At 75.4% G+C, this 24985-nt stretch carries 22 protein-coding genes; 15 read left to right on the top strand and 7 right to left on the bottom strand.

Features of this window, described 5'->3' with window-relative positions; translation table 11 throughout:
• Positions 1-48: 48 nt before the first annotated feature.
• Positions 49-1488, bottom strand: coding sequence for an FAD-dependent oxidoreductase (locus OG989_RS02710; RefSeq protein WP_327029585.1), 1440 nt, complete (start codon positions 1486-1488; stop codon positions 49-51).
• Positions 1489-1525: 37 nt separating this feature from the next.
• Positions 1526-3559 carry a molybdopterin oxidoreductase family protein gene (locus OG989_RS02705; RefSeq protein WP_442791938.1) on the bottom strand — a complete coding sequence of 678 codons (2034 nt, stop codon included), beginning with the start codon at positions 3557-3559 and terminating at the stop codon, positions 1526-1528.
• A gap of 233 nt (positions 3560-3792) precedes the next feature.
• Here OG989_RS02705 and OG989_RS02700 point away from each other — a divergent pair, with 233 nt between their 5' ends.
• From OG989_RS02700 to glmM, 7 genes are all read left to right on the top strand, one after another.
• On the top strand, positions 3793-4488 hold the full coding sequence (locus OG989_RS02700) for a methyltransferase domain-containing protein (RefSeq protein ID WP_151454582.1): 696 nt from the start codon (positions 3793-3795) through the stop codon (positions 4486-4488).
• Positions 4489-4539: 51 nt separating this feature from the next.
• Positions 4540-4797 carry a DUF6364 family protein gene (locus OG989_RS02695; RefSeq protein ID WP_132230932.1) on the top strand — a complete coding sequence of 86 codons (258 nt, stop codon included), beginning with the start codon at positions 4540-4542 and terminating at the stop codon, positions 4795-4797.
• Positions 4787-5080 (top strand): hypothetical protein, encoded by a 294-nt coding sequence (locus tag OG989_RS02690; RefSeq protein WP_151454581.1) that lies wholly within the window; start codon positions 4787-4789, stop codon positions 5078-5080. Before OG989_RS02695 ends, OG989_RS02690 begins: the two co-directional genes overlap by 11 nt.
• A gap of 125 nt (positions 5081-5205) precedes the next feature.
• Positions 5206-6591 (top strand): nitrate/nitrite transporter, encoded by a 1386-nt coding sequence (locus OG989_RS02685; RefSeq protein ID WP_327029583.1) that lies wholly within the window; start codon positions 5206-5208, stop codon positions 6589-6591.
• Between the two features lie 192 nt (positions 6592-6783).
• Positions 6784-7227: a 50S ribosomal protein L13 gene (rplM, locus tag OG989_RS02680; protein ID WP_088998398.1), complete on the top strand. Its 444-nt coding sequence runs from the start codon at positions 6784-6786 to the stop codon at positions 7225-7227.
• A gap of 20 nt (positions 7228-7247) precedes the next feature.
• Complete coding sequence (gene rpsI, locus OG989_RS02675; protein ID WP_121399850.1) at positions 7248-7715, top strand: 30S ribosomal protein S9; 468 nt, start codon at positions 7248-7250, stop codon at positions 7713-7715.
• 110 nt (positions 7716-7825) lie between these two features.
• Positions 7826-9181 carry a phosphoglucosamine mutase gene (gene glmM / locus OG989_RS02670; RefSeq protein ID WP_151454579.1) on the top strand — a complete coding sequence of 452 codons (1356 nt, stop codon included), beginning with the start codon at positions 7826-7828 and terminating at the stop codon, positions 9179-9181.
• 217 nt (positions 9182-9398) lie between these two features.
• Here glmM and OG989_RS02665 read toward each other — a convergent pair whose 3' ends face one another.
• Positions 9399-10145 carry an ABC transporter ATP-binding protein gene (locus OG989_RS02665; protein WP_151454578.1) on the bottom strand — a complete coding sequence of 249 codons (747 nt, stop codon included), beginning with the start codon at positions 10143-10145 and terminating at the stop codon, positions 9399-9401.
• A gap of 2 nt (positions 10146-10147) precedes the next feature.
• On the bottom strand, positions 10148-12982 hold the full coding sequence (locus OG989_RS02660) for an FtsX-like permease family protein (protein ID WP_327029582.1): 2835 nt from the start codon (positions 12980-12982) through the stop codon (positions 10148-10150).
• A 97-nt stretch (positions 12983-13079) separates the two neighbouring features.
• Between OG989_RS02660 and OG989_RS02655 the strand changes: the two genes are divergently transcribed.
• Positions 13080-13685 (top strand): PadR family transcriptional regulator, encoded by a 606-nt coding sequence (locus OG989_RS02655; RefSeq protein WP_151454576.1) that lies wholly within the window; start codon positions 13080-13082, stop codon positions 13683-13685.
• A gap of 59 nt (positions 13686-13744) precedes the next feature.
• Here OG989_RS02655 and OG989_RS02650 read toward each other — a convergent pair whose 3' ends face one another.
• Positions 13745-14935, bottom strand: coding sequence for a pyridoxal phosphate-dependent aminotransferase (locus OG989_RS02650; protein WP_327029581.1), 1191 nt, complete (start codon positions 14933-14935; stop codon positions 13745-13747).
• A 204-nt stretch (positions 14936-15139) separates the two neighbouring features.
• Between OG989_RS02650 and glmS the strand changes: the two genes are divergently transcribed.
• Positions 15140-17053, top strand: coding sequence for a glutamine--fructose-6-phosphate transaminase (isomerizing) (glmS, locus tag OG989_RS02645; protein ID WP_151457587.1), 1914 nt, complete (start codon positions 15140-15142; stop codon positions 17051-17053).
• 67 nt (positions 17054-17120) lie between these two features.
• Here the strand turns inward: glmS and OG989_RS02640 are convergent, their stop codons facing one another.
• The gene (locus OG989_RS02640) at positions 17121-18935 is read right to left on the bottom strand and encodes an alpha/beta hydrolase (protein ID WP_327029580.1); all 1815 of its coding nucleotides are present in this window, start codon (positions 18933-18935) and stop codon (positions 17121-17123) included.
• Between the two features lie 122 nt (positions 18936-19057).
• The gene (locus OG989_RS02635; RefSeq protein ID WP_327029579.1) at positions 19058-19354 is read right to left on the bottom strand and encodes a type VII secretion target; all 297 of its coding nucleotides are present in this window, start codon (positions 19352-19354) and stop codon (positions 19058-19060) included.
• A 175-nt stretch (positions 19355-19529) separates the two neighbouring features.
• Between OG989_RS02635 and OG989_RS02630 the strand changes: the two genes are divergently transcribed.
• From OG989_RS02630 to ung, 6 genes are all read left to right on the top strand, one after another.
• Positions 19530-19898 (top strand): holo-ACP synthase, encoded by a 369-nt coding sequence (locus OG989_RS02630; protein WP_132230942.1) that lies wholly within the window; start codon positions 19530-19532, stop codon positions 19896-19898.
• Positions 19899-19950: 52 nt separating this feature from the next.
• Positions 19951-21420 (top strand): NAD(P)H-hydrate dehydratase, encoded by a 1470-nt coding sequence (locus OG989_RS02625; RefSeq protein WP_151455724.1) that lies wholly within the window; start codon positions 19951-19953, stop codon positions 21418-21420.
• Positions 21421-21517: 97 nt separating this feature from the next.
• Complete coding sequence (alr, locus tag OG989_RS02620; protein WP_327029578.1) at positions 21518-22636, top strand: alanine racemase; 1119 nt, start codon at positions 21518-21520, stop codon at positions 22634-22636.
• Entirely contained in the window at positions 22633-23724 is a 1092-nt protein-coding gene (locus OG989_RS02615; RefSeq protein WP_327029577.1) for an alpha/beta fold hydrolase, read from the top strand. Before alr ends, OG989_RS02615 begins: the two co-directional genes overlap by 4 nt.
• Complete coding sequence (gene tsaE / locus OG989_RS02610) at positions 23721-24203, top strand: tRNA (adenosine(37)-N6)-threonylcarbamoyltransferase complex ATPase subunit type 1 TsaE (protein ID WP_151455726.1); 483 nt, start codon at positions 23721-23723, stop codon at positions 24201-24203. The genes OG989_RS02615 and tsaE overlap by 4 nt, the downstream gene beginning before the upstream one ends.
• A gap of 60 nt (positions 24204-24263) precedes the next feature.
• On the top strand, positions 24264-24965 hold the full coding sequence (ung, locus tag OG989_RS02605; RefSeq protein WP_151455727.1) for a uracil-DNA glycosylase: 702 nt from the start codon (positions 24264-24266) through the stop codon (positions 24963-24965).
• Positions 24966-24985: the final 20 nt, after the last annotated feature.

The raw sequence follows: 24985 nt of genomic DNA, 5'->3' as shown, positions 1-24985 counted from the left end.
CATGAGGCACCGTCGCGCTGAGTTTGCTGATTCGCTCGCTTCGCTCGTTCATGACGCCACCTCCGCCGAATCCACCTCGGACAGCCAGCCGACGATGCCGGCGACCGCGTCCCGGCAGCCGCCGCACCCCGTGCCGGCCCGGGTCGCGGCGACCACGGTGTCGACCGTCCGGGCCCCGGCACGCCAGCAGCCCACCAGCGCCCCCTTGCTGACGTTGTTGCACTGGCAGACGGTCGCCGCGTCCGGCATCAGGGCCGGCGTCGCGGCGGGCGCCGCTGCCGCCGCGCCGAACGCCCGGCCGAGCAGCAGCGAGCGCCGGTCGGCCGGCACCGGCTGGCCCCGGTCGAAGAGCTGGATGACCGTGCCGACCGCCGGGTTGTCGCCGAGCAGGATCGCGGCGGTCAGCCGCTCGTCGTGGATGCGCAGCCGGGCGTACGTGCCCCGGGACGGGTCCGCGAAGGTCAGCTCCTCGCCGGCCCCGCCGTCGCCCGGGTCACCCATGGCGGCGAGATCGATGCCGGTCGCCTTGAGCCGGGTCACCACCGGCCGGGGCCGGTAGCGGGCCTGCGGGTCCTCCCCGGTGAGCACCTGCGCCACCACCCGGGCCTGCGCCCAGGCCGGGGCGACCAGCCCGGTGAGGTTGCCGTCGTGCTGGGCGCAGTCGCCGACCGCCGAGATGCGCGGGTCGCTGGTGCGCAACCGGTCGTCGACCAGCACGCCCCGTTCCACGGCCAGCCCGGCCGCGCGGGCGAGGGCGGTGTCGGGGCGTACCCCGCAGGAGAGGACCAGCAGGTCGGCGGCGAGTGATCGGCCGTCGGCCAGGTCGAGGCGGACCCCGTCGGCGTCCGCGACCACCCCGGTGGCCGACACGGCCAGGTGGGTGGTCACCCCGAGGCCCGCGAGCGTGCCGGCCAGGACGGCCGCGCCGGCCGGGTCGAGCTGCCGCTCCATCAGGTACGGCACCGGGTGCACCACCCCGACGTCGAGACCCCGGGCGGCGAGCCCGCGCGCCGCCTCCAGCCCGAGCAGCCCGCCACCGAGCACCAGGGCGCTGCGCGCGCCGTCGGCCACAGCGAGGATCCGGCGGCAGTCGTCAAGCGTGCGGAACCGCACCACCCGCTCCGGCAGCCCGGGCCCGTCCAGCCCGGGCAGCGGCGGCACCACGGCCCGGCTCCCGGTGGCGAGCACCAGATGGTCGTACGCGACGCGGTCGCCGTCGTCGGTGTGGACCGTGCCGGCGGCGCGGTCGATGGCGGTGACCGTCACGCCGGTACGCAGGTCGACGCCCTGCCCGGCGGCCTCGGCCAGCTCCACGTCCGGCTCGCCGACCTTGCCCGCCAGCAGGGTGGAGAGCATGATCCGGTTGTACGCCCGGTGCGGCTCCGCGCCGAGCACGGTGACCTTCCGGTCCCCGCCCCGGGCGTGCAGCTCGCCGGCCAGCCTTGAGCCGGCCATCCCGTTGCCGATGATCACGACGCGTTCGCTCACGGCCGCGTCACCGGGCCCTGCCGGACGATTCGCTCGCTCATGGTTGCTCCACCCTCTCCAGCCGGACGGCGCAGATCTTGAACTCCGGCATCCCGGAGACCGGGTCGACGGCGTCGTTGGTGACCGAGTTGGCCCGCGCGCCGCCGCCCCAGTGGAACGGCGCGAAGACGGTGTCCGGCCGGATCGCGGTGCTGAACCGGGCCGGCGCGCAGAACTCGCCCCGACGGGAGACCACCCGCACCGGCTCGCCGTCGTCGATGCCGAGCCACCCGGCCAGGTCGGGGTGCAGCTCGACGAACGCGTCCGGGGCGGCCCGGCGCAGTGCGGCGACCCGGCGGGTCTGGGTGCCCGACTGGTACTGCGCGAGGACCCGGCCGGTGGTGAAGTGCAGCGGGTACTCGGCGCACACCTCCTCGGCCGCCGGCCGGTGCTCCACGGCGTGGAACCGGGCCCGCCCGTCGGGGGTGGGAAAGCGGTCGGCGAAGAGCCGGGGGGTGTCCGGGCCGTCCTCGGCCGGGCAGGGCCAGAACACCCCGTCGCGTTCGTCGATCCGCTCCCAGCTCACCCCGGCGTAGTCGGCGATCCCGCCGGCCGAGGCCCGCCGCAGCTCCGCGAACACGACCCGCGGATCGCTGGCGTCCGCCCCACCGGCACCACCCCGGAGGCGGGCGGTGAGGTCGGCGAGGATCTCCAGGTCGGTACGGACGCCGGGCGGCGGCGGGCGCAGCGCGCGGCGGCGCAGCACCCGGCCCTCCAGGTTGGTCATCGTGCCGTCCTCCTCGGCCCACTGGGCCGTGGGCAGCACCACGTCGGCGAGCGCGGCGGTCTCGGAGAGCAGGAAGTCGGCGACCACCAGCAGGTCGAGATCGCGTAGCCGGCCCTCGATCCGGGCGGCCCGGGGCGCGGAGACCACCGGGTTGGAGCCGAAGACCAGCAGCGCCTTCGGCCCGTCGGGCGTGCCCAGCGAGTCCAGCAGCTCGTACGCCGGCACGCCCGGCCCGGGCAGTTCGTCGGCCGGCACCCCCCAGACCCCGGCGACGTGTTCCCGGGCGGCCGGGTCGTCGATCCTGCGGTAGCCGGGGAGCTGGTCGGCCTTCTGCCCGTGCTCCCGCCCGCCCTGCCCGTTGCCCTGCCCGGTCAGGCAGCCGTAGCCGGAGCCGGGGCGGCCGGGCAGCCCGAGGGCGAGCGCCAGGTTGACGAAGGCGGCGACGGTGTCGACGCCCTTGGCGTGCTGCTCGGCGCCGCGCGCGGTCAGGATGATCACGCGTTCGGCGGTGCCGAGGGCCCGGGCGGTCGCCTCCAGGTCGGCCACCGGCACCCCGGAGAGCGCCTCGGCGCGGGCCGGCCACCAGCTGGCCACGCTGCGGCGGACCGCCTCGAAGCCGGTGGTACGGGCGGCCACGTACTCCCGGTCGATCCAGCCCTCGGTGAGCGCGACGTGCAGCAGCGCGTTCGCCACCGCCAGGTCGGTGCCGGGCAGGGGTTGCAGGTGCAGGTCGGCCTGGCGGGCGGTGGCGGTGACCCGGGGGTCGACCACGATCAGCCGGCCGCCGCGCTCGCGCTGCTCGGTCAGCCAGCGCACCAGCGGGGGCATGGTCTCCGCCGGGTTCGCGCCGACCAGCAGCAGCGTGTCGGCCCGGCCCAGGTCGGCCAGCGGGAACGGCAGGCCCCGGTCGATGCCGAAGGCGCGCATCCCGGCCGCCGCCGCCGAGGACATGCAGAACCGTCCGTTGTAGTCGATGTGCCTCGTGCGCAGCGCCACCCGGGCGAACTTCCCCAGCGCGTACGCCTTCTCGTTGGTGAGCCCGCCGCCGCCGAAGACGGCGACCGCGTCGCGGCCGTGTCCCTGCTGGACGGTGCGCAGGCCGGTGACGATCCGGTCGAGGGCAGCGGCCCAGCTCGCCGGGCGCAGTTCGCCGCTGGCCGCGTCCCGCAGCAGCGGGGTGGTCAGCCGCTCGGGGTGGTCGAGCAGTTCGGCGGCGGTCCAGCCCTTCTGGCAGAGGCCGCCCCGGTTGGTGGGGAACTGCCGGGGGAGCACCGTCGCCCGGCCGGCCTCCTCGCGCAGCGTCATCCCGCACTGGAGGGCGCAGTACGGGCAGTGCGTCGCCACCTCCCGGGGCGTCCGCCCCGGTCCGGTCGCCGCGTGTGCACCGTCTGTCATGTCGGCAAAGCGTGCCGGGGGGCGATTTCCGGTCCGGGTCCCGTCTGTTTCGGTCCTGTCAAGAGCCGCTCACACCGCATGCGGGCATCGGGCCGGCTCGCGTTTACAATATGGGACAACAATCCTGACATTTGGGAGGCGCGATGAACGTGGCCGAGGCCTTCGACGCGGTCGCGGGCAGCTACGACGAGGCCCGACGGCGCCTGGTGCCCTGCTTCGACGCCTTCTACGGCACCGCCGTCGAGGTGGCCGCGCCGCCGCTGCGGGCCGCGCTCGCCGCGGGGCGTACCCCGGAGGTGCTGGACCTGGGCGCGGGCACCGGGCTGCTGTCGCTGCTGCTCGCCGCGGCGGTGCCGGGGATCCGGCTGACCCTGGTGGACGCCGCGCCGGCCATGCTCGCCGTCGCCGCCGACCACCTGCGCTCCCGCGGCGTCGCGCACCGGACGGTCCGGGCCGACCTGGCGGGGGAGTTGCCCGCCGGCCGCTACGACGCCGTGGTCAGCGCGCTGGCCATCCACCACCTCGACGACGCGGGCAAGCGCGAGCTCTACCGGCGGGTGCCGGCGGCGCTGGCCCCCGGCGGCGTCTTCGTCAACGCCGAGCAGGTCGCCGGCCCCACCCCGGCGCTCGACCGGCGGTACCACGAGGTGTGGCTGGGGCAGGTCGCGGCGCTGGGCTCCGACGCCGACGAGATCGCCGCCGCCGAGGGCCGGATGGCGTACGACCGGCCGGCGCCGGTCGCCGCGCAGTGCCGCTGGCTGGCCGAGGCCGGCCTGGTCGACGTCGACTGCTTCTTCAAGCAGTGGCGGTTTGCCGTGTTCGGCGGCCGTCGCGAATAGTCGGGGTCGACGGGATGACTGCCGGTCATACCGGTGGGTAGTCTCCACGGCATGACTGCCAAGGTGACCCTGTCGTTCTCGGACGAGACGATCGAGGAGGCCCGGCGGTTCGCCAAGCGCGAAGGGCTCTCCCTGTCGGCGTGGATGGACCAGGCGGCCCGGGAGAAGGCGCTGCGCGAGGTCTTCACCGCGCACGCCGCCGCCGTCGGCCGGGCCGGGCTCGACCTCGAAGCCGCCGCCCTCGCCGACGCCCGCGAGGTGGGCATGGTCGACGACGCGCTCTTCGGCGGGCGCCCGCGTGCTGCGTAGGGGCGAGGTCTGGCGCATCGACGGCGCCCGGGAACGGCTCGGACTTGTGATCAGCTCCGACGTCTACAACTCCACCGACGTGCCGATCGTGATCGTGGTCGAGGTGGTCGAGGAGGCGCTGCTGCGCGACTCGCCCCTGGCGGTGCCGATGGGCGCGTACGTGGTGATGCCCGACCGGATCTCCTCGCCGATGAAGAAGTGGTTCACCGAGTGCGTGGACGTCGCCGACACCGGGACCATGCTCAGGGTCGGCCGGGCGCTGCGCATCCTCCAGGAACTCTGAAATCTCACCGGCGGCATCCGTCCCCGGTGCGGTCTCCGTTTCCCGCCCGACCCGCGACGGGCACCCCGGGGTAATCCCGGATTCCTAGCGTTCCTCCAGGTCGCACCCGACGAGGAGGAGTCGCCGTGAGCACACTGGCCCCCACCACACCCCCGGCCGAGGTCGTTCCGCCGGCCGCCGGCCGCCGGCATCGCATCGACGACTGGCGGCCCGAGGACCCCGAGTTCTGGCGTACGACCGGGGCGCCCGTCGCCCGCCGCAACCTCCGGGTCTCGATCTTCGCCGAGCACGTGGGCTTCTCGGTGTGGAGCCTCTGGTCGGTGACGGTGCTCTTCCTCGGCCCCGAGTACGGCATCGACCCGGCGGGGAAGTTCCTGCTCACCGCCGTGCCGGCGGCACTGGGGGCGGCGCTGCGGCTGCCCTACACGCTGGCCGTGGCGCGCTTCGGCGGGCGGACCTGGACGATCGTCAGCGCGCTGCTGCTGCTCGTCCCGGCCGTGCCGATGACGGTGCTGCTGGAGCCCGGCGTCTCCTACTCCACCCTGATGGTGCTGGCCTGCCTGACCGGCGTCGGCGGGGGCAACTTCGCCTCCTCGATGGCGAACATCAACCTGTTCTATCCGCAGCGGCTCAAGGGCCGGGCGCTCGGGCTCAACGCCGGCGGCGGCAACCTCGGCGTGCCGGCGGTGCAGCTGGTCGGCCTGGCGGTGCTGGCGACGGCGGGGGCCGCGTACCCCCGGCTGGTGCCGGCGGTCTACCTGCCGCTGATCGTGCTGGCCGCGCTCGCCGCGGCGCGCGGGTTGGACGACATCTCCGGGGCGCGCAACGAGCCCGGCGCGCTGCGCGAGGCGGCCCGCGACCCGCACACCTGGATCATGTCGCTGCTCTACGTCGGCACCTTCGGCTCGTTCATCGGCTTCTGCTTCGCCTTCGGCCAGGTGCTCCAGCTCCAGTTCGCCGAGCGCTTCCCGACCCCGGTCGACGCCGCCTGGCTCACCTTCCTCGGCCCGCTGGTCGGCTCGCTGGTCCGGCCGGTCGGCGGGCACCTCGCCGACCGCCTCGGCGGGGCCCGGGTGACCTTCTGGAACTTCGTCGCGATGGCGGCCGGCGCCTCGTTGGTGCTCCACGCCGCCCGGGAGCGGTCTTTCGGGCTCTACCTGCTCGGCTTCCTGTCGCTCTTCGTCTTCTCGGGCATCGGCAACGGCTCGACCTACAAGATGATCCCGGCGATCTTCCGGGCCCGGACGACGGCGGAGGTGGCCGCCGGTCGGCGGGACGCGGTCGCGGCGCAGCGCCGGGCCGGGCGGATGACCGGCTCGGTGATCGGCATCGCCGGGGCGGTCGGGGCCTCCGGCGGGGTGCTGGTGAACATCGCCTTCCGGCAGTCGTTCCTGACCGGGGGCAGCGCGGACGCGGCGTACGTCGCCTTCATCGTCGCGTACGCGCTCTGTTTCGGGGTGACCTGGCTGGTCTACCTGCGGCCGGGCCCGCGCCGGCTGACCGGCGTGTGACCGCCGCCATGTATCCTCATGGGGCCAGGCGGGGGCGGTACCCCGTTTTGACCTGCCGACGGGGCGGCGGGTATCGTTGCCTGCTGTTGTACGACATCCAGAGGCGTGCCGCCTGAGGTACGCTTGGTCGTTCGTGCGCGCCCGGTAACCTCGGCGCGCGACCCCAGACCGACGACGAGACAAGGTATACCTGTGCGTACGTACAGCCCGAAGCCGGGTGAGATCGAGCGTCAGTGGCACGTCATCGACGCCTCTGATGTCGTGCTGGGCCGCCTGGCCACCCACGCCGCCACGCTGCTGCGCGGCAAGCACAAGCCGACTTTCGCGCCGCACGTCGACACGGGCGACTTCGTCGTCATCGTGAACGCGGGCAAGGTCGCGCTGACCGGCAACAAGCGTCACACCAAGGTCGCCTACCGCCACTCCGGCTACCCGGGTGGTCTTAAGCAGGTCGGCTACGACGAGCTGCTGACCAAGCGTCCCGAGCGGGCCATCGAGCTGGCCGTCAAGGGCATGCTCCCGCACAACAAGCTCGGCCGTCAGCTCATCAAGAAGCTGAAGGTCTACGCCGGTGCCGAGCACCCGCACGGCGCGCAGCAGCCGGTGCCGTTCGAGATCAAGCAGATCGCGCAGTGAGCGCGGGCGAAGGAAACAGCATGACCGACATCACCGAGACCGAGGTTGCCCCCGAGGAGGCCACCGAGGCGCCGGCGCCCGTCGCCCGCGCGCCGCGTGGTGACCGCCCGATCCAGACCGTGGGTCGGCGCAAGGAGGCCATCGTCCGGGTGCGCATCGTCCCCGGCAGCGGCAAGATCACGTGCAACGGCCGTGACCTCGAGGCCTACTTCCCGAGCAAGGTGCACCAGCAGCTGATCAAGGACCCGCTGGTCACCGCCGAGAAGCCGGAGGCCTTCGACGTCATCGCCAACCTGCGTGGCGGCGGCACCACCGGTCAGGCCGGCGCGCTGCGCCTGGCCATCGCCCGGGCCCTGATCGTCAGCGAGCCGGACGACCGTCCGGCGCTGAAGAAGGCCGGCTTCCTCACCCGGGACGCCCGGGTCAAGGAAAGCAAGAAGTACGGCCTCAAGAAGGCCCGTAAGGCTCCCCAGTACTCGAAGCGCTGATCATCAGCGGCGCGTTGTACTTCTGACGGACGGCCGGGTTCACCTCCCCTCGACGGGAGGTGGCCCGGCCGTTCGCCTTTCCTGGACCGTTTCATCGGAGGTTGGCGGGTATGGGCCGGTTGTTCGGCACGGACGGCGTACGCGGGCGGGCGAACGCGGATCTCACGCCTGAGTTGGCGCTGGCGGTGGCGGTCGCCGCCGCTCACACGCTCGCCGAGTCGGACCGGAGCCATCCCCCGCTGGCCGTGGTCGGGCGGGACACCCGGGCCAGCGGCGAGATGCTGGAGGCCGCCGTGGTCGCCGGGCTCACCAGCGCCGGCGCCAACGTGGTCCGGGTGGGCGTGCTGCCCACCCCGGCCGTGGCGTTCCTCACCGCCGAGGCCAAGGCCGACCTCGGCGTGATGCTCTCCGCCTCGCACAACCCGATGCCCGACAACGGGATCAAGCTCTTCGCCGCCGGCGGGCACAAGCTGCCGGACGAGATCGAGATGCGGATCGAGGCGGCCGTCGAGGCGAACGCCACCACCGCCTGGGAGCGGCCGGTCGGCGCCGGCGTCGGCCGGGTGCACGACCTGCTCGACGGCGCGGACCACTACGTGCAGCACCTGATCGGCACCCTGCCGCACCGCCTCGACGGCCTCAAGGTCGTGGTCGACTGCGCCAACGGCGCGGCGGCCGAGGTGGCGCCGGTGGTGTACCGGGAGGCCGGGGCCGAGGTCGTCGCCATCTACGCCGAGCCGGACGGCCTCAACATCAACGACGAGTGCGGCTCCAACCACCTCGAGGCACTGCGGGCCGCGGTGGTCGAGCACGGCGCGCACCTCGGCATCGCGCACGACGGCGACGCCGACCGCTGCGTCGCGGTGACCGCCGACGGCGACGAGGTCGACGGCGACCAGGTGATGGCGATCCTCGCGCTCGCCATGCGGGAGGCCGGCACGCTCACCGACGACACCCTGGTCGCCACGGTGATGAGCAACCTCGGCCTGCGGCTGGCCATGTCCGCGCAGGGCATCCGCCTCCTGGAGACCAAGGTCGGCGACCGGTACGTGCTGGAGGAGTTGCGTGCGTCCGGCCTCGCGCTGGGCGGCGAGCAGAGCGGGCACATCGTGATGCCCGCGTACGCCACCACGGGCGACGGCGTGCTGACCGGCCTGCACCTGATGTCCCGGCTGGCCGCCACCGGCAAGTCCCTCGCGGAACTGGCCGCCGTGGTGACCAGGCTGCCGCAGGTGCTGATCAACGTCCCCGTCGGCGACCGTACGGTCGGCGCGGCCGCACCCGCCGTCCGGGCCGAGGTCGAGCGGGCCGAGGCGGAGCTGGGCGAGACCGGCCGGGTGCTGCTGCGCCCGTCCGGCACCGAGCCGCTGGTCCGCGTCATGGTCGAGGCGGCCACCGAGCAGGTCGCCCGAAGCGTCGCGGAGCGCATCGCCGAGCAGGTCCGCACCGCCAGCCCGACTGCCTGACCTTTCGCATCGGCCCGGGCTCGCCATCGGCGGCCCGGGCCGTCGCCTTTCCCGGACCGGTCCGGCGGCCGGGTGCCGCGCAGCCCCCGCGTCGGCGGTGCCGGCACCGGGCACGGTGCCGCCGACGTCCGGGACTGGGCACGGCACGCCGACGTCCGGGACCGGCCATGGCGCCGCCGACGTCCGGGACCGGCCACGGTGCCCGTCCCGGCCGGGTCTACAGGCGCAGGCCGGCGGCCCGCCGGAAGGTGGCCGCCGGGTCCTCGCCGTCGGTGAGGTCCACGTCCTCGACGATCCGCCCGTCGCCGAGGCGGATCAGCCGGTCGCACCGGGCGGCCACCGCCCGCTCGTGGGTGGCGAGCAGGACCGTCATGCCGTGCCGGTCGCGCAGGTCCAGTAGCAGATCGAGGATCTGCCCGCCGGTGGCCGAGTCGAGGTTGCCGGTCGGCTCGTCGGCGAGCAGCAGCCCGGGGGAGCCCATCAGCGCCCGGGCGATCGCGACCCGCTGCTGCTGGCCGCCGGAGAGCTGGGCCGGCAGGGCCCGCTCCCGCCCGGCCAGGCCGACCGCGTCGAGCAGCTCCCGGGCCCGGGCGGCGTGGTCGGCCCGCCCCCGGCGGGGCAGCACCGGCACGACCACGTTGTCCAGCACGGTGAGGGCGGGCAGCAGGTGGTAGCGCTGGAAGACGAAGCCGACCCGCTGCCGGTACCGGGTCAGGGCGGACCGGCCGAGCGCGGTGATCTCCTGCTCGTCCACGGTTATCGTGCCGGCGTCCACCTGCTCGATCGCGCCGATCATGTGCAGCAGCGTCGACTTCCCGGAGCCGCTGGGCCCGGTCAGCGCCACCACCGCCCCCGCCGGGATCTCCAGAGAGACGTCGTCGACCGCCGTCACCTGCTGCGGGCCGGCCCCGAAGCGCCGGACCAGCCCGGCGACCCGGACCGTGCTGCCCGTCGTCGTCTCCATCGTCACTCCTCCGCGAGCAGTCGGGCGGTCGGCAGCCGGCGCAGCAGCGCGGCCGGGACCAGGGCGGCCACCGAGGTGACCAGGACACCGGCCGCCGCCACCGACGCGGCGACCGCGACCAACGTGCCGGGCAGGGCGCCGACCAGCCAGGCCGCCCCGGTCAGCCCGAGGCCGGCGCCGGTGACCGCGCCGAGCAGACCCAGGGCCAGCCCCTCGTAGGCGATGAGGCGGCCCAGCGCGGCGTCGCTCCAGCCGACCGCGCGCAGGGTGGCCAGCTCGGCGGCCCGGTCCCGGATGTTCAGGTAGAGCACGTCGGCGACCGCGGCGGCACCGAGCAGCACCGTCGCGACGGCGGCCATGGTGTCCGCGCCCCGCACGCTCAGCGACACCGTGTCACCGAGCAGGCTGCCGACGATGGCGCCGCGGAACGCGTAGCCGGCGGCGGCGACCAGGGTCAGCGCGGCGACCCCGATGGCCAGGGCGCCGGCCCCGAGCAGGGTGCGGCCGGGCGTACGGGCCAGGTTGGCCAGGGCCAGGCCGACCAGGGTGCGCGGCCGGCGTACCCACCGGGCCGTCGCCACCGCCGGGCGCAGCGCGGCGGCCGGGTGGGCGCGCGCCGCCCGCAGGGCCGGCGTCAGGCCCGCGACCAGCGCCAGCAGCAGTGCCACCGGTACGGCCAGCAGCGCCCGCCGCCACCCCACGTCGATGCCGAGCGCGGCGCCGAGCGGGACGGCCAGCGCCAGCGCGAGCAGACCGGCGGCCAGCCCGAGGGCGGCCACCTCGCCGAGGATCAGCGCGCCGATCCGCCGGGCGGGCCAGCCCAGGCAGGCGAGCACCGCCAGCTCCGATCTGCGGTCCCGGACGGCGGCGGCGACCGCGTTGCCGAGGAAGAGCGCGCAGACCACCAGCACCAGTACGAAGAGCGCGACGCTCTTGCGGTCCACTGCCTTCGTGATCACCGAGGCGACCCCGAGCGCCGACCACTCCTCGGTCAGCCGCAGCGCCGGCCGGCCGAACGACCCGGCGGGCAGCTCCACGGCCTGCGGGGCGGGGGACGAGCCGAGGGTGATGTCGACGTCGAGCCCGGTGACCTGGGCGATCCGCTCGGCGACCAGCCGGACCTGCTCGGCGGCGCGGTCGCTGTAGCCGCCCACGTCGGCGACCCGGACCCGGATCGCGCTGATCGGGGCGGCGAGCTGCGGACTGCCGCCGCCCGCCAGCAGCTTCGGCACGCTGGCGAGGCTGGTCAGCAGCAGCGGCGGGGCGGCGAGGTAGCCGGCGGGATTGCCGCTCGGCTCCAGCGGCTGCCCGCCCAGCGCGTCCCGGCTGGCGGCGTCGGCGCCGGCGGCCCGCGGCGGCTCGTACGTCTCCAGCGGGACCTTGCCCAGGTCGCTGAACCCGGTCAGCTTCTGTGGGTCGAAGACCCCCACCGCCCGCCAGTCGCGCCAGAGGGGCTTCTTGGGGGTCGACTTCTTCAGCGGCAGCTCGCGCAGCGGGCGGGCACCGACGTCCTCCGTCAGCCAGGGGCGCGGGTACGGGTTGAAGTCCTGGTGCCCACCGTAGAGTTCGGGTGCGGCCGGCGGGAGCGGACGGACCCGCAGGGTGCCGTCGGGGAACCGGTCGTACTCCGCGGGCCCGGCCTGCACGATGTCCTGGAGCTGGCCGAAGCAGCAGCCGGTCGGGGAGAGGCCCCCGCTCAACCGGGAACGCCAACCGGAGACGACGTCGGCGCTGGCGTCCCCGGCGGGGATCGCCGGCCCCCGCCGCAGCTCCCGCTCCAGATCGGCCAACGGCACGCCGCCCGGGCGTGCGGCGGGCAGCCGCGTGGCGTCGACGCGCAGCGCCTCGTCGAGGAAGGGACGGCTGGTCGTGAGGACCGGGACGGTGAAGTTGCCTCCCCCACGTCCCTCGACGACCGAGTCGTCGGGACGGAGCGCCCGCCCCTCGACCACCGTCCCGGCCAGGCCGACGAGTCGGTCCTCGGCGGCCGGGTCCACCGCGGCCAGCAGGAAGGGCACGGTCAGGTTGTACTTGATCTGGAGCCGGTCCGAGGTGGTCACGTAACCTGGCCCGTGACCCTCCCCGTCCGCGAGGACGTTGACGTGGGCCTCGAACCGGCCGTCGGGCAGCAGCCGCACAGCCATCACCGTCCAGTCCTCCCGCTCCGAGTAGGCGCCCAGACTGCCCATGTAATGCCGCCGGTCGCAGATCGAGTGGGTGCGGCCGTCGGGCAGGACCTCGCGCGGGGAGGGACCACACTTGTCGTCCCAGGGGTAGCTCCGGCCGTCGGTGTAGGGGGTGGCGTCGCTGCTGGAGGGCATGTCAGGACGGGCGTGGATGATCGGGTGCGTGGTGATGTACACGTACCGGGCGTGGCCCGGGGCGGTGGAGAGGCCGCGCTCGGCGACGAAGCGCGGGTCGATCCGGATGACCTGCCGGTCGAGCGAGCGGTCGACGGCGTCGGTCAGGTCGATCGCGGTGGGGACGGGGGCGGTCGAGTAGCCGAGCATGGCGATGGGGGCGGCGACGTCCACCCCGGTGACCGCCTTCACCTGGTCGTACTGCGCCATCGTGATGCCGCCGAACAGGCCGGAGAGGTAGTTGGGCTGGACCAGCCTGCGTTCGGCCTCCAGCGGGGTACGCGTGCCCTTCGGGCGGACCAGGATGTCGTAGGCGGCGTCGGTGTTCCGCTCGACGGAGCCCGTGACGTCGAGGCGGGAGGTGGTGGTGGCGCCGGTCAGCACGACGAAACCGGTGGTCGCCACCAGTACGCCGAGCAGCAGCGCCACCGACCGCCCCGCACGGCCGCGAAGCTGTCTCCAGATGATGTCGAACATGTCGCGCCTCCCCGTGTGCTGAGCACACTGTGCGCGATACATTGTGACAATGCAAGGCCCGGTGGCGGTCAGCCTCCGGGTCGGATCGGAGTAGACGGTGGCGATACAGCACGCGGTCCTGGCCCTGCTCGCCAGCGGCCCCAGCTACGGCTACGAGCTGAAGGGCGCCTTCGAGGAGGCGGTCGGCCCGCAGTGGGGGCCGCTCAACATCGGGCACCTCTACCAGATCCTCGACCGGCTCTCCCGCGACGGCCTGGTGGTGGCCGAACGGCAGCCCCAGCCGGTCAAGCCCGACCGGGTGGTCTACGAGATCACCCCGGAGGGTCGGGCCGAGCTGGACCGTTGGCTCGGCGAGCCCAGCCCGCGCAGCGGTGGGTTCCGGGACGACTTCTTCCTCAAGGTGACCGCCGCGGCCCGCTCCGGCGAGCCGGCGACCGTGCGCACGGTGCTCGGCAACCAGCGCGGTCACCTGATGCGGGAGCTGCGCAACCTCGACGGGCTGCGCCGCCGAGCCGACGACCCGGTGGTCGGCCTGCTGCTCTCGGCGGCGAGTCGACACGTCGAGGCCGACCTGGCCTTCGTCGACGACGCCGAGCAGGTGCTGCTCGCCGACGGCGGCGCGGCGCTCGCCCGGCTCCGGGCGCCCCGCTCCGAGGCGGTGCCGCCGGAGCGGGGGACCGGCCCGACCCGGGCGGCCGGCTGACGTTCGGGTACGCGTGGACCGGCGCGGACGGCGTCGAGCGCGGCCGGCCGCCGGGAAGCTCAGGTCGCGGACAGCCGGCGCAGCCGGGTGACGGCCTCGGTCAGCACCTCGGGTCGCTTGCAGAAGGCGAAGCGGATCAGGTGCCGACCGGCCTCGGCGTCGTCGTAGAAGACCTGCGTCGGCACGGCGACCACCCCGCACCGCTCGGGCAGGGACCGGCAGAACTCCACCCCGTCCCGCCCGCCCAGCGCGCTGACGTCGGCGGTGACGAAGTAGGTGCCCTCCGGCGGGAGCACCTCGAACCCGGCGTCGGTGAGCCCGCCGACGAGCTGGTCGCGGCGGGCCTGCATGTCGTCGCGGAAGTCGGCGAAGTAGGCGTCCGGCAGGGCCAGCGCCACCGCGACCGCCGGCTGGAGCGGCGCGGCGTTGACGAAGGTGAGGAACTGCTTCACCCGCAGCACCGCCGAGACCAGCGCCGCCGGCCCGCTCACCCAGCCGACCTTCCAACCCGTGCAGGAGAACGTCTTGCCGGCCGACGAGATGCGCAGCGTCCGCTCCCGCATGCCGGGCAGAGTGGCCAGCGGGACGTGCGGGGTGGACGCGTCGGCGAAGACCAGGTGCTCGTACACCTCGTCGGTCACCGCGTACGCGCCGTGCTCCCGGCACAGCTCGGCGACCAGGGCCAGCTCGTCGGGGGTGAACACCTTGCCGGTCGGGTTGTGCGGCGAGTTCAGCAGCACCAGCCGGGTGCGCGGGCCGAACGCGGCGCGCAGGGCGGCCGGGTCGAAGGCGTACCGGCCGTCGGCGGCGGGACGCAGCGTGACCGGGCGCCGGACCGCGCCGGCCAGCGCGACCGAGGCGGCGTACGAGTCGTAGTAGGGCTCGAAGCAGACGACCTCGTCGCCTGGCTCGCAGAGCCCGAGGATGGCCGCCGCGATCGCCTCGGTGGCGCCCGCCGTCACCACGATCTCGCCGTCCGGGTCGTACTCCAGTCCCCAGAACCGGCGCTGGTGCGCCGCCACCGCCGCGCGCAACGCCGGGACGCCCGGGCCCGGCGGGTACTGGTTCTGCCCGGTGCGCAGCGCCTCCGCGGCGGCGGCCAGCATCTCCGGCGGCCCGTCGGTGTCGGGGAAGCCCTGACCGAGGTTGACCGCGCCGGTGCGCACGGCGAGGGCGGACATCTCGGCGAAGACGGTCGTCCCGAACGGGCGCATCCGGGCCACCAGCGGATCCACGTCGGCGGTCGTCACGCCCGCCAGCCTACGGACTCCCGGCGCGGCTTCAACCCCTGCCGAGGGCGGCCCCGACCGCCCGGAACCGTCGCCGGCAGCACCGTCGCCCGGCGGAGCTATGTCACGGAGAGTGCCGCTTCCCCTCCGATCGCTCAAGTTGGGTGATCGTTTACCCGGCTTTCGCGCACGCGCGATGAGTGGAACTAGGTTAGGCTGCGGGACATGTGTGGAATCGTTGGTTACGCCGGCGCGCGCCCGGCGCTCGGCATCGTGCTCGACGGACTGCGGCGGCTGGAATACCGCGGCTACGACTCGGCCGGCGTCGCCATCGTCTGCGACGGCGCGCTGCTGACCGAGAAGAAGGCCGGCAAGCTGGCCAACCTGGAGAAGGTGCTCTCCGAGCGGGCCGCCGAGGATCCCACGTCCTGCGCGGCCAGCCCGATCGGCATCGGGGACGGCACCACCGGCATCGGGCACACCCGCTGGGCCACCCACGGCGGCCCGACCGACCGCAACGCCCACCCGCACCTGGCCCCCGACGGCCGCGTCGCCGTGATCCACAACGGCATCATCGAGAACTTCGCCAAGCTGCGCGCCGAACTGGAGGCCGACGGCGTCCAGTTCACCAGCGACACCGACACCGAGTGCGCCGCGCACCTGCTCTCCGCCGCGCTGGCCGACCTGCGCGCCGCCGGCCACCCCGACGGGCCGCAGCTGCTCGCCGCCGGCATGCGGGTGGTCTGCCAGCGGCTGGAGGGCGCGTTCACGCTGCTCGCCGTCGACGCCGCGGTGCCCGGCGCGGTGGTCGGCGCCCGGCGCAACTCGCCGCTCGTCGTCGGGCGGGGCGACGGCGAGAACTACCTCGCCAGCGACGTGGCCGCGTTCATCGAGCACACCCGGGAGGCGGTGGAGCTCGGCCAGGACCAGATCGTCCTGATCACCGGCGACACCATCGAGATCACCGACTTCGCCGGCCAGCCCGCCAGCGGCAAGGACTTCCACATCGACTGGGACTCCTCCGCCGCCGAGAAGGGCGGCTACGACTGGTTCATGCTCAAGGAGATCGAGGAGCAGCCGCAGGCCATCGCCGACACGCTGCTCGGCCGGCTCACCGACTCCGGCGAGATCATGCTCGACGAGGTCCGCCTCAGCGACCAGGACCTGCGCGACGTCGACAAGATCTTCATCGTCGCCTGCGGCACCGCGTACCACTCCGGCCTGGTCGCCAAGTACGCCATCGAGCACTGGACCCGGATCCCGTGCGAGGTGGAGCTGGCCAGCGAGTTCCGCTACCGCGACCCGGTCCTCGACCGGTCCACGCTGATCGTGGTGATCTCGCAGTCCGGCGAGACGATGGACACCCTGATGGCGCTGCGGCACGCGAAGGAGCAGAAGGCCCGCGTCCTGGCCATCTGCAACACCAACGGGTCCACGATCCCCCGCGAGTCCGACGCGGTCCTCTACACCCACGGCGGGCCGGAGATCGCCGTCGCGTCCACCAAGGCGTTCCTCACCCAGCTCGTCGCCTGCTACCTGATCGGCCTGCACCTGGCCCAGGTGCGCGGCATCAAGTTCGCCGACGAGGTGGCCGCCGTGGTCGCCCAGCTCCAGGAGATGCCGGGCAAGCTGCGCGAGCTGCTGGAGCGGATCGAGCCTGTCCGCGAGCTGGCCCGCGACCTGAAGGCCGAGCCGACCGTGCTCTTCATCGGCCGGCACGTGGGCTATCCGGTGGCCCTGGAGGGCGCGCTCAAGCTCAAGGAGCTGGCGTACATGCACGCCGAGGGCTTCGCCGCCGGCGAGCTGAAGCACGGCCCGATCGCGCTGATCGACAAGGGCACCCCGGTGATCTGCATCGTGCCCTCCCCGGTCGGCCGGGGCATGCTGCACGACAAGGTGGTCTCCAACATCCAGGAGGTACGGGCGCGCGGCGCCCGGACCATCGTGATCGCGGAGGAGGGCGACGAGGCGGTCGTCCGCTACGCCGACCACCTGATCCGCGTGCCGCGTACGCCGACGCTGCTCGCGCCGCTGGTCACCACCGTGCCGTTGCAGGTCCTGGCGGCCGAGATCGCCGCCGCCCGGGGGCACGACGTGGACCAGCCCCGCAACCTGGCGAAGTCGGTCACGGTCGAGTAGGCCGCACCGCCCCACGACGGGCCCCGTCCACCCGCGCCGGTGGGCGGGGCCCGCTGCGTCGCGCGGGTCAGCGGCCGAGCACCACCCGGGCCATCCCGTCGAGGGCCGGGTTGTCGGGCGCCCAGTAGCCCGTGTGGCCGTGCCGGCCGCTGGGGAACGTACGCCCGCCGAAGCCCGGGTGGGACGGGTCCTGCCCGAACCACAGCTCCCGCTCCGGCGCGCCGAGCAGCGCCCCGATCGCCGGGCCGACCGGCGACGCGCCCAGCAGGGACCGGCGGGCCAGCTCGTCCGGCGGCCGGGCCCACCGGATCACGTCGTCCGGCGCGGTGCTCGCCCAGACCTGCCCGGGCGGCACGCCCAACTCGCCCGCATGGGCGACCCCCACCCCGGGCGAGCCGACGAAGACCAGCGCGTCGGCGGCCAGCCCGTGATCGCGGGCGGCCGTGCCGACCACCAGCGAGCCGTAGCTGTGCCCGAGCACGGTCTGCCGGCCCGGCGGCCCGTCGTGGGTCTCCCGCAGCCCTTCCTGGAACCGGTGCAGCGCCGGGCCGGCGTTCTGGGCCTGGCCCGGCCACGCCGCCTCGTGCAGGAAATCGGGGGCGTCGTAGTCCAGCCAGAGCACCGCGGCGGCCTCCTCCTCGGGGGCGAGGGCGGCGCAGCGGGCCAGCACCCGGGCCGCCCGACCCAACTCGCCGGGCACGTCGTGCAGGCCCGCGGTCATCCCCGGCACGTAGGTCAGCACCCGGGCCGACCGGTCGGGGTTGCCCAGCGCCACCACCGCCCGTCCCTCGCCGCCCGTGCCCAGCCCCAGCAGGTATGCCCGGGGCTGCTCGTCGCCCGCCAGGCGGGCGGCCAGCGCGTCCAGCCCGGCCAGGGACTTCCCGATCCGCGACAGCCCGGCCAGCTCGACCGGCCCGCGCGGCCCGCGCGGCACCCGCTCCAGCAGCCTTCGCCGCGCGGCCAGCAGTTCCTCCCGCCGCGCCCCGAGCAGCAGCCGGTTGGCCTGGTCGCGGGCGGCCACCGGCACCCCGTCGAGGCGGCCGAGGAGCCCCGGCTCGTGCGCGACGAGCCACCGGCGCTGCGCGGGGGTGAGCCCGGCCCACCAGGCCCGCACCGACGCCGGGTCGGCGCCGGCCTTCGGGCGGCCGGGCGGCGGCCGCTCGGCCCACCCCGCGCGGGCGGCGTCGGCCAGCGCGTCCAGCCGGCCCGCGGCCTCCCGGTCGGCCGCGCCGGCCAGCTCCAGCGCCGCCCGGATCGCCGCGCTCACCTCGCCCGCCCCGGCTCCGGCCGCGCCGCCCGCCCCGACCGATCCGCCCGCCCCGGCTCCGCCCGCCCTGGCTCCGGGTGCGCCAGCCCCGCCCGCTCCGGCTCCGGACGCTCCGGCTCCGGACGCGCCGGCTCCGGACGCGCCGGCTCCGGGCGCGCGGACCACGGGTGCGCCGGCCCCGGACGCGCCCGGCCCGGCTGCGCCCGTCCCGGAGCGTGTGGTCGCCGGTGCGCGGGCGGGGTCGGCGGTGACCCGGCCCTGCCGGTCGACAAGCAGTCCGGCCGCGTCGGCGCGGGCCACCGCGGCGGCGAGCCGGGCCTTGGCGGCGGCCAGCCGGCCGGCGAACTCGGCCAGCACCTGGTCTGCCTCGATCAGGGCGGGGGAGACGGCGGTCAGCTCGGTGCGCAGGGCCGCGAGCCGGGCGTCGGCGGCGACGCCGGCCCCGCCCGACCACCCGGACCGCAGCACCGCCGCGCCGGCGGCCAGCTCGTCGACCCGCCGCGCCACCGGGCCGGTCAGCCCCCGCCAGGCCACCCCGGCCGCCCGCCACGCGTCGGGATCGGCCGCCCACAGCTGCCGGTAGCCGACGTCCGCCGCGCGGTCGGCGGGGTGCACCGGGCGCGTCGGAGGCGTCGGGCGTGCCGGGGGCGCCGGCGGGACCGGGCGCGCCGGCGGGACCGGGCGCGCCGCGTGCCCGGCCGGGGCCGACCGACCCGGCGCCGAAGGTGCCGGCGCGTTCACCGGGGCAGCGCGGTGAGGCGGCCGGCCGCCCGGTCGTCCACCGCCTCGTACGCCTCGGCGGCGGAACGGACCGCCCCGGCCGTGTGGGCCACCCGGGCGCCGAGCCCGCCGAACCAGGCGTGCACGGCCGACTCCAGCCCGGCCGACGCCGCCCCGGTCGACCACTCCGGGGCCGGCACCACCAGCCCGGACGCCCCGGCCAGCCCGTGCGCCAGCCGGTACGCGTCGTCGTCGAGCCCCCGCGCGGCCCGGCGCAGCGCGTCCGGTCGTACGGTCAACGGCTCCTCGGTCATCCTCGGCCCCCCGCCTCGCGAAAACATCGACGGCCGCGACGCTAGGCGTCGTCCACACCCCCGCGCGTGGCCTGTGGACGACGGCCCGCCCGCGTACGGCCGCGTCGTCCACAGGCGTTGCCGCGCGCGGTGCCGAGGGCTAATCTGCGGCCGCCCGCGCCGGTAGGGTGAGCGGGTGATCGTCGCTGTCGGCATCGACGTCGTCCTCGTCGAGCGGTTCGCCAAGGCCCTGGCACGGACACCGCTGCTCGCCGACCGGCTCTTCACGGAGGCCGAGCGGTGCACCCGCTCCGGCAACCCGCGCTCGCCCGAGTCGCTGGCCGCCCGCTTCGCGGCCAAGGAGGCGGTCGCCAAGGCGCTCGGCGCCCCGGCCGGCCTGAGCTGGCACGACTGCGAGGTCGTGCCGGACCCGGACGGCCGGCCCTGGCTGACCGTCTCCGGCACGGTCGCGGCGGCGGCCACCGAGCGCGGGGTCAACCGCTGGCATCTCTCGTTGTCGCACGACGGCGGGATCGCCTCGGCGATGGTGGTCGCGGAGCGGTGATCGGGGGCGTGCCGGGTCGCGGCGCGCCGGGAGTCGGACGGGACGGGGTGGCATGAGATCGGTGTGGCGGGTCGCGGACGTACGCGCTGCGGAGGCGGGCCTGATGGCCACGCTGCCGCCCGGGACGCTGATGAAGCGCGCGGCGGCCGGGCTGGCCCGCCGCTGCGCGCTGCTGCTGGCCGACCGGGGCGGCGTCTACGCCGCGCGGGTGCTGCTGCTGGTCGGTTCGGGCGACAACGGCGGCGACACGCTCCTCGCCGGCGCGCACCTGGCCCGGCGGGGTGCCGCCGTGTCGGCGCTGCTGCTGGCCCCCGGCCGGGCGCACGCGGCCGGGCTGGCCGCGCTGCGGGCCGCGGGCGGGCGGGTCGTCGACCGGCCGCCGGGGACCGTCGACCTGGTGCTGGACGGCATCGTGGGGATCGGCGGGCACGGCGGGCTGCGGGACACCGCCGACCAACTCGCCGCCAGCCTCGTGCGGCACCGTGGGCGCGACGGCGCACCGGCCGCCGTGATCGCCGTGGACGTGCCCAGCGGGGTCGCGGTCGACACCGGGGGAGTGCCGTTGACCGCGTCGGGCCGCCCCAGCGCGGTACGGGCCGACGTGACGGTGGCGTTCGGCGCGCTGAAGCCCGCCCTGGTGGTGGGCCCGGCCGCCGCGCTCGCCGGTGAGGTGGAGCTGGTCGACATCGGGCTGGAGCCGTGGCTGCGGGGCAGCCCGGCGTTGGGCGTGACCGAGTGGTCGGACGTCGTCGACTGGTGGCCCCGGCTCGGCCCGGCCTCGGAGAAGTACAGCCGGGGCGTGGTGGGCGTCGCGACCGGCTCGGCGACCTACCCCGGCGCGGCCGTGCTCTCCGTCGCGGGGGCGCTGGCCGGCCCGACCGGCCTGGTCCGCTACGCCGGCTCGGCCCGGGACGACGTGCTGCGCCGGCACCCGTCGGTGATCGCGACCGGCCGGGTCGCCGACGCCGGGCGGGTGCAGGCGTGGGTCTGCGGTTCCGGCCTGGGCACCGGCGAGGAGGCGGCCGCGGAGCTGCGGGCGGTGCTCGCCGCCCCCGTGCCGGTGGTGCTCGACGCCGACGCGCTGACGCTGCTGGTCGACGGCTCGCTCGCCGGCCGGCTGCGCACGCGGGACGCCCCGATCGTGGTCACCCCGCACGACCGCGAGTTCACCCGGCTCTGCGGGGAGGAGCCGGGTGCCGACCGGGTGGCCGCCACCCTGCGGCTGGCCGCCTGGATGAACGCGGTGGTGCTGCTCAAGGGCGACCGCACGGTGATCGGCACGCCGGACGGCCGGGCGTACGTCAACCCGACCGGCACCCCGGCGCTGGCCACCGGCGGCACCGGCGACGTGCTGGCCGGGCTGCTCGGCTCGCTGCTCGCGGCCGGGCTGCCCCCGGAGCGGGCGGCGGCCGCCGCCGCGTACCTGCACGGGCTGGCCGGCCGGGAGGCGGCCCGGGGCGGGCCGGTGACGGCGCCCGACGTGGCCGACGCCCTCCGCCCGGTCCTCGCCCGCCTCGGCTGACCCGGCCGCGCCGGCGGCACCGGCCGCGCCGGCGGTGGCTCCTGCCGGCTGCGCCGGCCTCGGCCGGGGAGATCGGCGTGGAAAGTAGGCTGGGGGCATGTGGCAGGCCGAGGTACGCGTGGACCTGGACGCGATCCGCGAGAACGTGAGCCGGCTGAGGTCCGGCACCGCCGCCGAGCTGATGGCGGTGGTGAAGGGCGACGGCTACGGCCACGGCATGGTCCCGGCCGCCCGCGCCGCCCTCGACGCCGGAGCCGACTGGCTGGGGGTCTGCACGCTGGACGAGGCGCTCACGCTGCGCCGGGCCGGGATCACCGCGCCGGTGCTGGCCTGGCTCCTCGCGCCCGGGCTGCCGCTGCACGAGGGCGTCGCCGCCGGGGTCGACCTCGGCGTCGCCAGCCTGCCCCAGCTCGACGAGATGGTCGCGGCGGGCCGCGCCGCCGGTCGGCCGGCCCGGCTGCACCTCAAGATCGACACCGGGCTGGCCCGGGGCGGCGCGACCGTCGCCGACTGGCCGGCCCTGCTCGATGCCGCCGCCAAGGCGCAGGCCGACGGCCTGGTCGAGGTGGTCGGGGTGTGGAGCCACTTCGTGTACGCGGACTCGCCCGGCCACCCGACCATCGACCGTCAGATCGCCGTCTTCCACGAGGGGATCGGCATGGCCGAACAGGCCGGCCTTCGGCCGCGCTACCGGCACCTGGCCAACTCGGCGGCCACCCTGACCCGGCCCGACACCCACTTCGACCTGGTCCGGCCCGGGCTGGCCGTGTACGGCCTCTCCCCGGTGGCCGGCGAGCGCTACGGGCTGCGCCCGGCGATGACCGCCCGCGCCCGGGTGATGCTGACCAAGCGCGTCCCCGCCGGTTCCGGCGTCTCGTACGGGCACACCTACACCACCGAGCGGGCGGCGAACCTCGCGGTGGTGCCGCTCGGCTACGCCGACGGGGTGCCCCGGCACGCCTCGAACAGCGGCCCGGTGCAGCTCGGCGGCAAGCGCCGGACGATCTCGGGCCGGGTCTGCATGGACCAGTTCGTGCTCGACTGCGGCGACGACCCGGTGGCCGCCGGCGACGAGGTCACCCTCTTCGGCAGCGGCGCCGACGGCGGGCCCACCGCCGACGACTGGGCCGAGGCGGTCGGCACCATCAACTACGAGATCGTCACGCGGTTCGGCAGCACCCGGGTGCCCCGCGTCTACGACGGCGAGCGCCCGTGACGACCCGTTCCCGCATCCCGCTGCCGCGTACCGGACACGCCAAGGCGGCCATCGGCGCGTTGGCCGCCGTCGGGGTCGCCGCCGCCGGGCTCGCGGCCGGCGTCGCCACCGAACGCGCCCTGGTCCGCAAGCTCAAGGCCGACCCCACCGACCGGTACGCCGGGGAGGTCTTCGGCGAGCAGCGGTACGACGATTCGTTCCGGCTGGAGATGCCCGACGGCACCGACATCCACGTCGAGGTGGTGGAGCCGACCCGGCCCGTGCCCGGCAACCCGACCGTGGTGCTGGTGCACGGCTTCTGCCTGGACATGGGCACCTTCCACTTCCAGCGCGAGCTGCTCGCCGAGCGGGGCGAGCACCGGATCGTCGCCTACGACCAGCCCGGGCACGGCCGGTCGGGGCGGCTGGAGACCGGCGAGTACGACCTGACCGCGCTCGGCCGGACGCTGCGCGAGGTGATCGACCGGACCGCCCCGGAGGGGCCGCTGGTGCTGGTCGGCCACTCGATGGGCGGAATGACCATCATGGCGTTCGCCGAGCTGTTTCCGGAGCTGTTCGGCGACCGGGTCGTGGGCACCGTGCTGATGGCCACCTCGGGCGGCCTGATCGCCGAGACCAAGCTGGTCGCGCCCGCCCTGCTCGGCCGGGTCGGCGCGCCGGTGCTGCACATGGTCGGCAACGTCACCCGCTACGGCGGGCCGGTGATCGACCGGGCGCGCAGGTCCACCACCAACATGGCCTGGCTGCTCACCCGCAAGTACGGCTTCGGCACCCGCCAGCCCAGCCCGGCCCTGGTGTCGTACGTCGAGACGATGAACTCCCGCACCTCCGCCGACACGGTGACGCGCTACCTGCGGACGCTGGCCACGCACTCCCGGTTCCCGGCGCTCGCCGCGCTGGCGGACACCCCCGTGCTGGTGGTCGTCGGCGACAAGGACATGATCACCCCCGTGACGCACTCCGAGGAGATCGTCCGGCGACTGCCGCACGCCGAGTTCGTCAAGATCTCCGACAGCGGGCACGTGGTGATGCTGGAGCACGCCGACGAGGTCAACGAGGCGCTGGTCCGGTTCCTGGAGGCGTTGTGAGCCACGTCGTGAAGCTGCCGACCGTCGACGACACCCACGAGTTCGGGCGGCGGCTGGCCGGGCTGCTGCGCGCCGGCGACCTGCTGCTGCTGACCGGGCCGCTCGGCGCCGGCAAGACCGCGCTGACCCGGGGCCTCGGGGCCGGGCTCGGGGTGCTCGGGGACGTCACCTCGCCCACCTTCGTGATCGCCCGGGTGCACCGGCCCGACCCGGCCCGGGGCGGCACGGTGGCGCTGGTGCACGCCGACGCGTACCGGCTGGGGGACGCCGCCGACCCGCGCGCCGAGATCGACGACCTCGACCTGGACGCCTCGGTGGACGAGTCGGTGACCGTGGTGGAGTGGGGCGAGGGCCTGGTCGAGCAGCTCGTCGACGCCCACCTGCGGGTACGCGTCGACCGGCGCGACGACGACACCCGGGTGGTCGAGCTGGAACCGGTCGGCGGCGACTGGGCGCAGCGCCTGACCGCCCTCGGGTGAGCGCTGTCGTACCGGCTGCCTAGAGTGCGCGGGACGGACCCGACAGGCGAAAGGTTGCCGATGCCCGACGACGCCCCCACCCTGGACCTGCCGGCGCTGCTGCCGGAGGACTGGCGTGCCGTGCTCACCCCGCACCTCGACCCGGCCCGCACCGCCGCGCTGGCCGAGTTCGTCGCGGGCGAGTACGCGACCCGCACCGTCTTCCCGCCGGTCGAGGACCTCTTCTCGGCCTACCGGCTCTGCGCGCCGGCCGACTGCCGGGTGCTGATCCTCGGGCAGGATCCCTACCACAAGGCGGGGCAGGCCCACGGGCTCAGCTTCAGCGTGCGGGAGGGCGTGAGCGTGCCGCCGTCGCTGCGCAACGTCTTCAAGGAACTGGGCGAGGACCTCGGCGTGCCGAAGCCGCGCGGCGGCAACCTGAGCGGCTGGGCGGCGCAGGGCGTGCTGCTGCTCAACGCCGTGCTCACCGTCCGCGAGGCGACGCCCGGCTCGCACGCCAACCGGGGCTGGGAGGAGTTCACCGACGCCACCATCCGGGCGCTCGACGCGATGGACTCGCGGGTGGTCTTCCTGCTCTGGGGCGGCTACGCGCGCAAGAAGGCGGCCCTGGTGACCAACCCGCGGCACGTGGTGCTGGAGGCCGGGCACCCCAGCCCGATGAACCCGCGCGGCTTCCTGGGCAGCCGCCCGTTCAGCGCGGCCAACAAGGCGCTCGCCGACGCCGGCCTGCCCACGGTCGACTGGGAGCGCTCCGCCGGCTGACAGCTGCGCACTTTCGCGGT

This window comes from Micromonospora sp. NBC_01740 (genome assembly GCF_035920365.1).
GTDB classification, from domain to species: domain Bacteria; phylum Actinomycetota; class Actinomycetes; order Mycobacteriales; family Micromonosporaceae; genus Micromonospora; species Micromonospora reichwaldensis.
This window is presented reverse-complemented; position numbering and strand designations above follow the sequence as displayed.

Excerpts from the sequence above, each read along its gene's own strand:
- OG989_RS02625 (WP_151455724.1), top strand. The coding sequence starts at position 19,951 with ATGAGATCGGTGTGGCGGGTCGCGGACGTACGCGCTGCGGAGGCGGGC.
- OG989_RS02665 (WP_151454578.1), bottom strand. The coding sequence starts at position 10,145 with ATGGAGACGACGACGGGCAGCACGGTCCGGGTCGCCGGGCTGGTCCGG.
- ung (WP_151455727.1), top strand. The coding sequence starts at position 24,264 with ATGCCCGACGACGCCCCCACCCTGGACCTGCCGGCGCTGCTGCCGGAG.
- OG989_RS02660 (WP_327029582.1), bottom strand. The coding sequence starts at position 12,982 with ATGTTCGACATCATCTGGAGACAGCTTCGCGGCCGTGCGGGGCGGTCG.
- glmM (WP_151454579.1), top strand. The coding sequence starts at position 7,826 with ATGGGCCGGTTGTTCGGCACGGACGGCGTACGCGGGCGGGCGAACGCG.
- OG989_RS02700 (WP_151454582.1), top strand. The coding sequence starts at position 3,793 with ATGAACGTGGCCGAGGCCTTCGACGCGGTCGCGGGCAGCTACGACGAG.
- OG989_RS02635 (WP_327029579.1), bottom strand. The coding sequence starts at position 19,354 with ATGACCGAGGAGCCGTTGACCGTACGACCGGACGCGCTGCGCCGGGCC.
- OG989_RS02705 (WP_442791938.1), bottom strand. The coding sequence starts at position 3,559 with ATGACGCTGCGCGAGGAGGCCGGCCGGGCGACGGTGCTCCCCCGGCAG.
- alr (WP_327029578.1), top strand. The coding sequence starts at position 21,518 with ATGTGGCAGGCCGAGGTACGCGTGGACCTGGACGCGATCCGCGAGAAC.
- glmS (WP_151457587.1), top strand. The coding sequence starts at position 15,140 with ATGTGTGGAATCGTTGGTTACGCCGGCGCGCGCCCGGCGCTCGGCATC.
- OG989_RS02695 (WP_132230932.1), top strand. The coding sequence starts at position 4,540 with ATGACTGCCAAGGTGACCCTGTCGTTCTCGGACGAGACGATCGAGGAG.
- rpsI (WP_121399850.1), top strand. The coding sequence starts at position 7,248 with ATGACCGACATCACCGAGACCGAGGTTGCCCCCGAGGAGGCCACCGAG.